Raw genomic sequence first — 13,211 nt, 5'->3', positions numbered from 1 at the left:
CGTACGGATCTGTGCGGGGGGCGCTCAGCAATGAGCGTCCCTACCGCGATCCCCGAATCTTCAGCGGAGGCAGCCAAGGCGGACGGGTGTCCGCCGCCCGGCGCGTGAGGGGCAACAATTTAAACCAGGGTAATCGGGCTCACCCGATTACCCTGGCATGTCATGTCACGGCAGCAAACCGACGTCCCGGAAATAGCGGATGGCTCCCGGATGCAGAACGCCGACCTCCGCCGTGGACACGGTGTTGACCGCCGTCGTCTCCGCCCCTTGCGGCAACCGGGCCGCCAATCGCGCCTCGGCCAGGTGCAGGGCGCGAGCCAGGCGGTAGGCAAGATCTTCGGGAAACCCCGGCCGCACCATGATGAAGCTCCACGGTCCGACGGTCTTGACCGCCTCCGTCATCCCGGGATAGGCGCCGGCCGGCACCGACATTTCCTTGAGATAGGGATACCTCGCCGTCACCCGCGCGATATCCTCGTCATCCAGCCCGATGAACCGTGCTCCGGCAGGTCCCGCAGCGACGGCTTGGAAGGCGGGCCAGCCGACACCGGCGCCCCATAGCGCCGTCACCTCTCCGTTCAAGACCAGATCCGCCCCGTCCCCCGCCCGTTCCAGAAGGCGGGCGTCGAAGTCGCGGCGCATATCCCATCCCAGGCCGCCCAGAACATCCCTGGCCAACCCCACCAGACCGGAACCGGCCGCCCCGAAGGCGATCGCCTGGCCCCGCAAGTCGTCGATGGTGCGATAAGGCTGGTCGGCGCGAACGGCGAACAGGCCGGGACTGGAATAAAGAGCGTAGAGAATGGAGAGCGGATTCTTGCCCTTCTGGCCGTCGGCCAGGGCCTCCTCGACGGCGGTTCCCTGCACCAGGGCGATATCAAGGGTCCCGGAACGCAGCAATGGCACATTTTGAAGGCTGCCCGCCGTGGCGCGAGGCAGGATGACCAAACCCGGGTCGTTTTCGGCCACCGCCTCGGCCAGCGCCCGGCCATAGACCTCGAAACCACCGCCGGACGTTGCGGTCCCCATGACGATGGGGGCCGGTGTCGCCACATTTCCGGCGCCGGCCGGCCCCGGCAGCAGACAAAACAACGAGGCGGCGGCGAACAGCAATCGCCGGCCACCCCGCAATAGGCTCATTTTCCGAAAACCGTCGGCTTGCAGAACTGGCGGCGCGACTTCAAGGTCTTGCATAGGGCGATGGCCTCCTGGCGGCTCTGCAGCGTTCCGACGTTCAGATAATAGGTTACTCCGCGCCGACGCAACCTTACCTGCTTGATTTCCGACCGCAGCGAGCCGAGTTCGGCCGCGTGGGTCAATTGCAACGAGGCCCAGGCCAGACGCGCCTGATTCTCGCTGGAATAAGACCCCAGCATAACACCGGGCCCCCTTGGCTGCGTTGGGGGCGGCAGCACACCGACGGCAGCACTCGCCGCCGCTTCGGCGCTGGCCCGGGCAGCCTGGACGGAACGGAAGACAGCCTCCCTTTCTTTTGCCTGCTCCTTGGCATTGATGACGTTGGCGGCGGCCAGCCTTTCCAGACGTCCCACCACGGCCGCGGCCTGCAATTCGTCGGTGACCGGCGGCGGCGGATCGGCCTTGAAGCGCGGCGTGGCAGGCAACAGCGCGTCCAGAATGATCGTACGTTCGGCCGTCTGCTCGCGCGCCGAGATGCTTTTCTCCTCGAAAGCCACGGCCAGATAGCGCAGGCGATCGACCACCTGCTCGGGCTTCGGCGCCGAGCGGGAAAGGTCGATGGCCGGCGGCGCGGCGGTATAACGCAATAGGGCGCCGAGATTGGCGCCACGGCGGCGATTGTATTCCTCCCGGGTGATCAGCCCCTCATCGAACAGTCGTTCGAGCGTTTGGAACCGCAGGATAATGTTGGCGTCGCCTTCGTTGGCCAGATCGCCAAGGCTGGCGCCCGGCAGGCGCGACGCCACGGCTTCCGCCGGCGCCGGCACCAGATTGATGACCACCGGGTTTTCATATTTGGCGTCCGCCCCTCTGGGCGCCGTCGTCCCCCACCCACTGCTCCCGCCAATCCAGACCAGTTCACCCAGCCCCCGATTGATGACCCGGCTGGCGTCCTGATAGCCGCTCAAACTGCAGGAAACGGTTATATCACGAGAGTTGTCCATCCTGATCAGGACCGAACCCGGCGTCGGATTGGCGCGGCCGAGCAAGACGCCGTCACGGGTCAGCGAACAATTGGCGCCGGGAGGATTGCTCCTCACCGCAATGTCCTGCGTCACCGCGTCGGTCAGAATCGTGCAGCCCGACAGGGCTAGCATTCCGGCGCCGAACCAAAACAACTTCTTCATGATGATCCTTCGGTCTTTATTCTCTTTATCCCGAGCCGATTCCTGGAACCTTCAGTATCAGCCGTACCTTCCTGTTACGCAACGCGGCTGAAAATCGGGCGCAAGTGAGCGGAAAGACCGTTGAATCTGCGCTATGATGAGAAACGCGGAAACGGGAGAGGCCATGCCGACGGAGACGGAACTGAAATTACGGCTCGACGCGGCGGGAATGCGCAGGCTGCGGCGCCATCGCCTGATCGCGCGTCTGAAGCGGGCGCGCCCGACCACCCGTTTCATGAAATCGGTTTATTTCGATACTCCCGATTTCCGTCTCTACGACCTGCAAATGGTCCTGCGCGTCCGCCACCTCGGCCGCCGACGCCTGCAAACCATCAAGGACATGGGAGAAATGATCGGAGGCGTCCGCGCCCGTGGCGAATGGGAGAGCGAAATTACCGGGGACACCCCGGAAATCGGACAGATCGGGGACGAAACCGTTCCACCGCAGTTCGCCGACGCCCGCCTGTGGCGCGCCCTGCAGCCCGTCTTCACCAGCGAAATCCGCAGAACCGTCTATCATCTGTCCGATGAGGATTGGGAAATCGAACTCGCCCTGGACGAAGGGCTGATCACCACCTCGCAGGACAGCATTCCGGTGTGCGAGGCCGAGTTGGAACTCAAGCGCGGCCAGCCGAAGCATCTGTTCGATCTGGCGCTTGCGCTGCAACGGGATCTTCCGTTCATCATCGAGACGGCGACCAAGGCCGGACGGGGGTACGACCTTCTCACCGGCAGAAAGCGCCAACATTATAAAGCCGACCCGCTTAAACTGGCCGCCACCCTCTCCGCGGCCGAAGCCTTCCGTCTCATCGCGCATTCATGCCTTGCGCATTTTTTGGCCAATTATGCCAATCTGGACGGCGGTCCCGGCGCCGAAACCATCCATCAGATGCGCGTCGCGTTACGCCGGTTGCGCTCCGCCATCGGAATTTTCAAAGATTTTCTCGATACCGCGGAAAGCCGCTGGCTGAAAGAAGAGCTGCGGTGGCTGCTCACGCCACTGGGCGCGGCGCGCGACGGGGATGTTTTCTTCGATGAGATCTTCGCCCCCTTGACCGGGATATTGGACGACGAACCGGGTTTCCATCTCCTGCAGCAGGATTTGACGGCGGAACGCCGGGCCGCCTACACCGCCGCGCAAGAACTCCTCAAGACCCCCCGCCTGACCCACCTGCTGTTGCGCCTCGGCCGTTGGATCGAAGCCGGAGACTGGCAGGAGGCCGAGGGAGCGGAACGCCGCTCTCTTCTCGACATGCCGATCCGAGACTTGGCCGAAACGACCCTGAATAAGCTTGAACGGAAAGCCGGCCGGGGCATGCGTCACCTGTCGGAAGACGATGAAACAGGGCGGCACACGACGCGAATTCATATTAAGAAACTAAGGTACTCAATTGATTTTTTTGAGTCTTTGTTTCGCGGGATCAAAAGCCGGAAACTGGTGGAACACCTGGGCGCCCTGCAAGACCGGCTGGGATTGCTGCACGACATCGCCGTTGGCCGGCAACGGCTGGCCCGACACGGAGAGACTGCCCAAGATTCTGGACGGTTATGGGCCGCGGGCATGATCGCCGGCTGGCATCTGGCCCGCGTCGACGACCTGGTGAAACAGTCTATCAAGGATTGGCGCCGCTTCGACAAGCAAGCGCGCCCCTGGAAGCGCTGAGGCCGGACGGCATGGAATTATCCGAAGGTCATGCCGAAAACCACCGCGGCCAGCACGATCACCAAACTCCAGATGATCATGTTGGCGAAAAGCCGAAATGCCTGGCGATCATCGGGGTCTCGCAAACCGAGCCGATCGCAAAGCCAATTACCAGGCCATAAGAACCAATTCATCGGCGCCTCCGGCCCAACAGGTGGCCCCGCCCCGACGGGATCACAAGGTCGGCATCCCAAACCAGGGACGCTATCGGATATGACGAGTTTCTTCCTTGAAGCGACGTCAACGACGCATCGCCTGTCAGACCTTAATCACCAAAATCTCAAAGACAGAGGAAGAATATGGAGAATACGTTCCTTTCCCAGGCTATTCCGGTCTTTTTCGGTGGGAAGACTATCATAAGACACGACCCACATCTCGGGAAAAACCACTATTTTGCTATGCGTTTTCAAAAAATTTATCTACATATTCGTTGATGCTTGAAATTTGCACTGTTAATATTCGTTATGAACTGATGAATTTTAAAAATTTTTACATTTCTATTTATCAAGATGGAATTATATGGATTATTAATTCCATCAAATGGCGAAATAGGCCGGAAAAACGTTCAGCGGTGGGGAAGACCATGACATTCAGAAGAAAGCGCATTAACCGCCTTTCCAATACTGTTTCGCGTTTTGCGATTTGCGCTGGTGGACTTGTCGTGGGACTTGCCGACTGTTCCCAGGCCTGGGCCGGTTGCAGCGAGACCAACAGCACCATTACGCAATGCGATGCGGGCGGGGTCATCGTCACCCCCAATACCGGTTCATCGAGCCTGACGGTCGACGGCGTCACGACACAAGGCGTCTATTACACCCCGGGCGACAGTGCTACGGGCAGCTATACCCAGACCCTGGTCCTGTCCGGCACCACCACCATCGACAACCCCAGTTCCACCAGCGGCTTGAGCGCCGGCAACGGGGTCACGCTGAAAACGGCGCTGGCCAACCAGAACGTCAATGTCACGGTCGGCAGCAGCGTCAGCATAACCGCCTTTGCCGCGTATGGAGGCGGCATTTGGGCGCGAAGCGAAACGTCCGGCGACATCACCATCGACAGCAGCGGCACCGTCACCGTCACGGGCGTCGACGGCAGCAACAACCCGGTTGCGGGAAACGCCGACGGCATCACCGCCAGCACCAGTCTGGGCGGGGCCAGCGTGACCAACCGCGGCACAGTGACGACCAACGGCCGGGGACTTTACGCCGAAGGCAACCATAATTCCGTCACCCTGGATGCCGACCTGAACGTGACCGGCGTCCTGGCTCCCGCGAAAACGGTCATCATCAACAATTCGGGTACGGTAAACGCCTATTTGGCCGGGGCCCGCGCCATCAATTACAATGGCCTGTCCAGCATCATCAATTCAGGCGCGGTCACCTCGGCGACGCGGCAGGCGCTGATCGCCTGGTCCGATTATGGCGACGCCAGCGTCACCAACAACGGCACGGTCAGTTCGGGCGACCGCAATGCCATCGTCGCCCAGACTGGGGCCAACGGCAATGCCACGGTGATCAACAGCGGAACAGTCAGCGCATCGCGCGCCGCCAGCACGGGCAGCGCGGCCATCGGCTATTCGGGCATCCGCGCTTATGCCACCAGCAACGGCAATGTCACGATCGTCAACTCCGGCACCGTCACCGCCAACAACGACGCCGCACTGGTGGGGCATACACCCCAGGGGTCCATCAACATCACCAACAGCGGGGTCCTGACGGGCCAGAGCGGCATTTTCGCGGACAGCGGCAGCGGGACCGGATCGGTGGACACGATCTCGGATACGTCGGCGGCGTCCGCCACCACCAGCGGAGCCATCACGGTCGTCAACACCGGCACCATCAACACGACCAGCCACGGCATCTATCTGGACGGCACGACGAACGGAATCGCCAATTCGGGAACGGTCTCCTCCAGCGGAGGAACGGCGCTCGTCACCGGCAGCGGTGCCAGCACCATCGCCAACTCCGGCACCATCAACGGCCAGGGCGGAGCCATCACCGGCGCCGTGGCGACACTCAACAACAGCGGCCTGATTGCCGGTTCGATCACCAACACCGGCACATCGACCATGACCATCACCGGGGGTGACGGCGCCTATGCCGTGCTGACCGGGTACAACGGAGGCGGCGCCTCCTTGAGCAATCCCGGCACGGTAGGCACTTTGACCAGCGGCTCGGCGGACATAACTCTGTCGTCGGGCAAGATATGGCTGAATGACAACGTCAACCTTTCCGGCCGGACCTTGACCGTCGGCGGCAATGCCAGCCTCAAAATCTCGAATACCCTCGTCATCAATGGCAACTACGTCCAAAATGGCGGCAATCTGCTGATAACCGACGGCGGAGTTCTGACCCTGTCGGGAACCAATCGCGCCACCGTCAGCAACACGACCGTCACCTTTTACGGCACCAATCTGACCACCGGGACCTATACCCTCGTCGACGCCAATGTAAGCGGAACCTACTCCGACAATTCCTTGAAAATACGGGGAACCAGCGGATTGAGCGGCGTTCTCTCGACCGCCGACAACGGGAACGATCTCGTGATCACGCTCAGCCCCAGCAATTACACCGGAAAGGGTCAATCGGCCGGCGGGTCCGCGACGGGCATGGGCGTTGCGCTCGACGCGATTTCTCACGCCAGTTCGCCCGTCTCCGTGGCTTTTCAAAATACCGTCCTGGCCCCCCTTTCCGATCTCTCCCCGGTCGCGCAGCAAACCGCGATCAAGCAACTGACCCCCAGTCAGGTCACTCCGGCGGCGCAAGCGGCACAGGCGACGGCCCCCACCACATCGGTCATCGAGCAGCATGAACTCGCCTTGCTGGAAAACAACGGCGGCGGCATCGCGGCGGGCTCCGATTCCCATAGCTATGGCCTTTGGGGTCAAGTCATCGGCGGCGGCGCGCTACGCAGCACCTCGGGGCAGGTCAACGGCTATCGCTCACGCAGCTTCGGCCTGGTTTCCGGTCTGGACCATATGATGCCCGACGGCGGCGTCATCGGCATCGCGGCCAGTTGGACCAAGGGATGGAATTGGGGCGCGGATGGAGCCTCGGGCACCTATGCCACCATGAACAGCTATCAAGTGACCGGATATGGACTGCACCGCCTGGAGCGGGCCTTCGCCGATTGGCAACTGGGCTTCGGCTACAACACGTTCGACCAGACTCGCGCCATTCAGTTTCTGGGACAGCGAGCGAAGGCCGATTACGACGGACAGCAGTATCTGGTCAAGCTGGGCGGTGGATATGACTTCGACGTCAATGGCGAGGTGACCCTCACCCCGCTGGCGGGCTTGCGTTTTCTGCGCGCGGTCAGCGCCGGATATAGGGAGACCGGTTCGGACGCCAATCTGGCCATCGATCGCCGCGGCGTACAATCTCTGACCCATGATCTGGGCGGCAAGCTATCCTGGAAGCTGCTGGGTGATTGGGGACAGGTGACGCCGGAAGTCCGTCTGGCCTGGGTCCACGACTATACCCAAGGCCCCATCGCCAGTTCCGGCCTGATCGGCGGACAGATTTTCACCAGCACGGTGGCCAGAACCAGTCCCGATGGCGCCAAGATCAATCTGGCCGCCACCATCGACACCTATGGCGACATCAATTTCCGGGCGGAATATGAAGGTGAATTCAGGCCCGCCTATCAAAGCCACACGGGACTGGTCAAGGCCACCTGGACCTTCTGACAGGGTAATCGGGTGAACCCGATTACCCTGAACCTTCGGCCCCTTACTCGACGCTACTCGTCGATCTTCTTTCCGTCCAAATCCTTCTCCAGGCGCGAGACTTCCTTCTCCCGAAGGGCCTTTTCCACCTTGCCCCGGCCGAAACGAGAGCGGTTCTCCTCGGCCACCCTGGCTTCCTCGGCTTTCTTGCGCGCCTTGCGGACGCGATTGAGATTGATCACTTCGGCCATGATGCCCCTCTCCAGATATCGGCCACCACTCTAACCAAATGGCGGACCGGACGATATCCTGCCTTTCGAATGATAAAAGTCGTTATGCCCCCGCGAAACGGGAACCACCCCACCACCCCCTCAACCGGTATTACAGAAAATCACCATTAGCGTGAGAAAAGACAAAATGCCCGCTTGCACGCAAAAACAACATTTGCTATACGTCCGCCTCCCCGAACGAAGGGGGTGTAGCTCAGTTGGTTAGAGCGCCGGCCTGTCACGCCGGAGGTCGCGGGTTCGAGCCCCGTCACTCCCGCCATTCCCCTGGTTTCATCAGCTTCTCATAAATCGTCTTTGGCCGTTGGGTCGGGGCCGGATACACTCGTCCGCCGTGAGCCACAGCAACAGAGATGAGACAAGATGAAAGTCGGAATAGTCGGTGCCGGCATGGTCGGCAGCTCTGCCGCCTTCGCCATGGTGATGCGCGGCGTCGCCAGCGAAATTGTTCTCATCGACCGCAACGAAAAACTGGCCGTCGCCCAGGCGCAAGACATCCTACACGGGACTCCCTTCGCCTCTCCGACACGCATCTGGGCCGGCGGCTACGAAGACCTGGCCGGGGCCGACGTCGTCGTCCTCTCGGCAGGCGTCAGCCAGGAACCCGGCGAATCCCGCCTGCATCTGCTGGAACGCAACGCCAAGGTGTTCGGCGCCATCATTCCATCGGTTCTCGCCCATGCGCCGCAAGCCCTGCTGCTGGTGACATCGAACCCGGTCGACGTGATGACCGATATCGCGCGGCGCATCTCGGGCCTGCCGTCCGAACGGGTCATCGGTTCGGGTACCATTCTGGATACCGCGCGCTTCCGCGCCCTCTTGGGCGAGCATGTGGGCGTATCGCCGAAATCGGTGCATGCCTATGTGCTGGGCGAGCACGGAGATTCCGAGGTCCTGTGGTGGTCGGGGGCCGTTGTCGGCAATGTCGGCGTACAGGAAATGGCCGCCCAGATGAACAGGCCGATCGACACCGAGGCCCGCGCCCGCATTGAGGACGCCGTGCGCCGGGCCGCCTATCGCATCATCGACGGCAAGGGCGCGACCTGGTTCGGCATCGGCAGTGGCCTCACCCGCATCGTGCAGGCCATCGCCACCGATGAAAAAGCCCTGTTGTCCATTTCGGCGGAGACCGAGCTTTACGACGGCATCAGCGGCGTGACCATGTCGCTGCCGCGGATCGTCGGCGCCGGCGGCGCCGGCGCCAGCCTCGTCCCAAAACTCGACGACGACGAGCGCAAGGCGCTGCTGCGGAGTGCCACGATCCTCAAGGAAGCGGCCGACAGCGTGCATATCTGAGGCCGCGGGAGTTTCTCCCGCTTTTGCCGCAGACGATGAAGACCTTCGAGAAACCGATTAAAAACAAAGGCTTTTCGAAGATTTTGCCTCAATACACGCCAAAAACGCATGTCAGCCATGCACATGGCGCGGGTTGTAAAAAAGAGCAGTTGTTCCAACCGCTTCCCCGTCGAACGACCCTGGGCACTAGTCCTTTCCGGTATATTTCCTTACTTTTGTACTGATTTAGGAACGCCCCCCGATTATCGTCCGTGCGGGGCGTTCTAACGGATTAGGGATCGAGGTACATGTCTAAAAAACAGATGATCACTGTCGACGGCAATGAGGCTTGCGCCTGGGTGGCGTTCCGAGCCAACGAGATTGCCGCGATCTATCCGATCACGCCGTCGTCCACCATGGCCGAGCTGGCCGAGCAGTGGGCCGCGGAAGGGAAAAAGAATCTGTGGGGCAGCATCCCCGAAATCACCGAAATGCAGTCCGAGGGCGGCGCCGCCGGTGCGGTGCACGGCGCCATCCAGGCCGGCGCGCTGGGAACCACCTTCACGGCCTCCCAAGGCCTGTTGCTGATGATCCCGAACATGTACAAGATCGCCGGCGAGCTGACCCCCTTCGTCATGCATGTTTCGGCGCGAACCCTGGCGACCCACGCCCTGTCGATTTTCGGTGACCATTCCGACGTCATGGCCTGCCGCCAGACCGGCTTCGCCATGCTGGCCGGCGCCTCGGTCCAGGAAGCGCAGGATCTGGCCGCGATCGCACAGGCATCGACCTTGCGTTCCCGCGTTCCGTTCCTGCATTTCTTCGACGGCTTCCGCACCTCGCACGAGGTCGCCAAGATCGAGTTGCTGACCGACGAACAACTGCGCGAAATGATCGACGAGGATCTGATCGTCAAGTACCGCGAGCGGGCATTGACCCCAGACCATCCGGTGGTGCGCGGCACGGCACAGAACCCCGACACCTTCTTCCAGGCCCAGGAAGCACGCAATCCCTACTACGACGTCCTGCCCGGCATCGTGCAGGAGGAAATGGACCGTTTCGCCCGCATTACCGGGCGTCAGTACAAGCTGTTCGATTACGTCGGCCACCCGGAAGCGACCGAAGTCATCATCGTCATGGGCTCGGGTGGTGAGACCGCCGAGATCACGGCAGCCCAGCTCAACAAGCAGGGCCGCAAGGTCGGCGTGCTCAAGGTCCGCCTCTATCGCCCCTTCTCGATCGACGCCCTGGTCGCCGCCTTGCCGGCGTCGGTTCGTTCGATCGCCGTTCTCGACCGCTGCAAGGAACCCGGTTCCCTCGGCGAGCCGCTTTATCTGGACGTGGTCGCCGGTCTGGTCGAAGCCCGCGCCGCCGGACAGCGGGTCAGTGCTTCCGATCCCAGGGTGATCGGCGGACGTTTCGGCCTGTCGTCGAAGGAATTCACCCCGGTCATGGTGAAGGCGATCTACGACGAACTGCAGAAGGACAAGCCGAAGCCGCATTTCACCATCGGTATCAACGACGACGTGACCGGCCTGTCGCTGGCCCTCGATCCCAACTTCCATCTCGACACCGGCGACTGGAAAGCCGCCGTGTTCTACGGGCTGGGTGCCGACGGCACGGTGGGCGCCAACAAGAACTCGATCAAGATCGTTGCCGACCACACCGATCTCTATGCGCAAGGCTACTTCGTCTACGACTCGAAGAAGTCGAACGGCCTCACGGTGTCGCATCTGCGCTTCAGCGCCAGCCCGATCAAGGCCCCCTTCCTGGTCCAGCGGGCCGGCTTCGTGGCCTGTCACAACTTCGTCTTCATGGAGAAATATGACGTTCTCCATTATGCCGCCAAAGGCGCCACCTTCCTGATCAACTCGCCCTATCCGGCGAGCGAGGTCTGGGACAAGCTGGCCCGCCCGGTGCAGCAGCAGATCATCGAAAAGGAACTGAAGGTCTATGTGATCGACGCCCGCTCCGTCGCCCAGGCGGCCGGCATGGGCGGACGCATCAACACCGTCATGCAGGTCTGCTACTTCGCCCTGGCCAACACCCTGCCCAAGGACGAGGCGATCGGCTACATCAAGAAGGCGATCCAGAAGAGCTATGGCCGCAAGAGCCAGGCTGTCGTCGAGAAGAACTACGCCGCCGTTGACCAGGCACTGGCCCATCTCATCGAGCTGAAAGTCCCGGCCCAGGTGAGCTCCACCCACGACCTGCCGCCGATCGTTCCCAAAAACGCTCCCGACTTCGTCCAGCGCGTCACCGCCCTCATGCTGGCGGACAAGGGCGACCTGCTGCCGGTCAGCGCCTTCCCGGTCGACGGCACCTGGCCGGTCGGCACGGCCAAATACGAAAAGCGCAACATCGCCGGCGCCATTCCCGCCTGGGAACAGTCGCTCTGCATCCAGTGCAACAAGTGCGTAATGATCTGCCCGCACGCCGCCATCCGCGCCAAGGCCGTCCAGCCCGACGCCATGGCGGACGCTCCCGCCAGCCTGAAGAGCATGCCCTACAAGGGGCCCGAGGTGAAGGGCGGCACCTATGTGTTGCAGGTCGCCCCGGAAGACTGCACCGGCTGCACGCTCTGCGTCCACGTCTGCCCCGGCAAGGACAAGGCCGACCCGAACCGCTTCGCCCTGGCGATGGTGGACAAGGAGCCGATCTTCGAAGCCGAAAAGACGAACTTCGACTTCTTCCTGTCCCTGCCCGACCTCGACCGGGCCGACGTCAGGCTGAACATGAAGACCACCCAGCTCATCACCCCGCTGTTCGAATTCTCGGGGGCCTGCCTGGCCTGCGGTGAGACGCCTTACGTCAAGACCGTGACCCAGTTGTTCGGCGACCGCACCATGATCGCCAACGCCACCGGCTGCTCGTCGATCTATGGCGGCAACCTGCCGACCACGCCTTACACCACTGACCGTGACGGCCGCGGCCCGGCCTGGGCCAACTCCTTGTTCGAAGACAACGCCGAGTTCGGCCTGGGCTATCGCCTCGCCGTCGATCATCACAAGCGGCATGCCCAGGAACTGATCAAGCGTCTTACCGGTCAGATCCCCGAGCAATTGGCCAACGAACTTCTGTATTCGCCGCAGAACACCGATGCCGGCATCAAGGCGCAGCGCGCCCGGGTGGCCGAACTGCGTCGCCTGCTGGCCAGCCACAAGGATGCCGAATCGGTTCGGCTCGACCTTTTGGCCGACTATCTGGTCGACAAGGTTATCTGGATCGTCGGCGGCGACGGATGGGCCTATGACATCGGTTACGGCGGGCTGGATCACGTTCTCGCCTCCGGCCGCAACGTGAACATCCTGGTGATGGACACCGAAGCCTATTCCAACACCGGTGGCCAGGCCTCCAAATCGACACCGCTCGGCGCCACGGCGAAGTTCGCCACGACCGGCAAGACCCGCCCGAAAAAGGATATGGGCCTGATCGCCATGTCCTACGGCAACGTCTATGTCGCCTCGGTGGCCTTCGGCGCCAAGGATGCCCAGACCGTGATGGCCATGCAGGAAGCCGCCGCCTATGACGGCGTCTCGCTGATCATCGCCTACGCCCACTGCATCGCGCACGGAAACGACCTGTCCCACGGCCTCGACCAGCAGAAACTGGCCGTGCAGACCGGTTACTGGCCGCTTTACCGCTACGACCCGCGCAAGCTGGGTACCGGCGAGAGCCCGCTCAGCCTCGACGCCGCCGATCCGAACATGCAGGTCTGCGACTACATGGCCAGCGAGACCCGCTTCCGGATTACCGAAAAGCTTAATCCGGAGCACTACAAGCAATTGGTCGAATCGGCCAATGAGGAAGTCCGTCGTCGCTTCCACATCCTGAAACGGATGGCGGGCGACGCCGCGGCGGAGTAACCTGAAAGGGTGCCGGCCGTTCCTTCACCGGAACGGCCGGTTCTCTGCCAC

At 62.1% G+C, this 13,211-nt stretch carries 8 protein-coding genes and 1 tRNA gene; 5 read left to right on the top strand and 4 right to left on the bottom strand.

Going from position 1 to position 13,211, the window contains the following annotated elements; genetic code table 11:
• Positions 1-165 precede the first annotated feature (165 nt).
• Both CWS72_RS23000 and CWS72_RS22995 read right to left on the bottom strand, forming a co-directional pair.
• Positions 166-1,140 (bottom strand): TAXI family TRAP transporter solute-binding subunit, encoded by a 975-nt coding sequence (locus tag CWS72_RS23000; RefSeq protein WP_158240793.1) that lies wholly within the window; start codon positions 1,138-1,140, stop codon positions 166-168.
• Entirely contained in the window at positions 1,137-2,324 is a 1,188-nt protein-coding gene (locus tag CWS72_RS22995) for an SPOR domain-containing protein (RefSeq protein ID WP_101252990.1), read from the bottom strand. Before CWS72_RS22995 ends, CWS72_RS23000 begins: the two co-directional genes overlap by 4 nt.
• Before the next feature lie 163 nt (positions 2,325-2,487).
• On the opposite strand from CWS72_RS22995, the gene CWS72_RS22990 reads away from it, so the two are divergent.
• Positions 2,488-4,026, top strand: a complete 1,539-nt coding sequence (locus CWS72_RS22990; protein WP_158240792.1) for a CYTH and CHAD domain-containing protein — start codon at positions 2,488-2,490, stop codon at positions 4,024-4,026.
• 17 nt (positions 4,027-4,043) lie between these two features.
• On the opposite strand, the gene CWS72_RS27940 is transcribed toward CWS72_RS22990, so the two are convergent.
• Positions 4,044-4,199, bottom strand: coding sequence for a hypothetical protein (locus CWS72_RS27940; protein WP_158240791.1), 156 nt, complete (start codon positions 4,197-4,199; stop codon positions 4,044-4,046).
• Positions 4,200-4,726: 527 nt separating this feature from the next.
• On the opposite strand from CWS72_RS27940, the gene CWS72_RS22985 reads away from it, so the two are divergent.
• Positions 4,727-7,753 (top strand): autotransporter outer membrane beta-barrel domain-containing protein, encoded by a 3,027-nt coding sequence (locus CWS72_RS22985; protein WP_158240790.1) that lies wholly within the window; start codon positions 4,727-4,729, stop codon positions 7,751-7,753.
• A gap of 53 nt (positions 7,754-7,806) precedes the next feature.
• Here the strand turns inward: CWS72_RS22985 and CWS72_RS22980 are convergent, their stop codons facing one another.
• Positions 7,807-7,983 (bottom strand): DUF4169 family protein, encoded by a 177-nt coding sequence (locus CWS72_RS22980; protein ID WP_101252987.1) that lies wholly within the window; start codon positions 7,981-7,983, stop codon positions 7,807-7,809.
• Positions 7,984-8,204: 221 nt separating this feature from the next.
• Between CWS72_RS22980 and CWS72_RS22975 the strand changes: the two genes are divergently transcribed.
• From CWS72_RS22975 to nifJ, 3 genes are all read left to right on the top strand, one after another.
• A tRNA-Asp gene (locus tag CWS72_RS22975) sits at positions 8,205-8,281 on the top strand.
• 101 nt (positions 8,282-8,382) lie between these two features.
• Positions 8,383-9,315 (top strand): L-lactate dehydrogenase, encoded by a 933-nt coding sequence (locus CWS72_RS22970; RefSeq protein ID WP_101252986.1) that lies wholly within the window; start codon positions 8,383-8,385, stop codon positions 9,313-9,315.
• A 287-nt stretch (positions 9,316-9,602) separates the two neighbouring features.
• The gene (nifJ, locus tag CWS72_RS22965) at positions 9,603-13,160 is read left to right on the top strand and encodes a pyruvate:ferredoxin (flavodoxin) oxidoreductase (RefSeq protein ID WP_101252985.1); all 3,558 of its coding nucleotides are present in this window, start codon (positions 9,603-9,605) and stop codon (positions 13,158-13,160) included.
• Positions 13,161-13,211: the final 51 nt, after the last annotated feature.

Origin of the sequence: Telmatospirillum siberiense (assembly GCF_002845745.1) — a bacterium.
Classification (GTDB): domain Bacteria; phylum Pseudomonadota; class Alphaproteobacteria; order Rhodospirillales; family Magnetospirillaceae; genus Telmatospirillum; species Telmatospirillum siberiense.
Note: the sequence above shows the minus strand (reverse complement) of the source record. Positions and strands in the feature narration are given on the sequence as shown.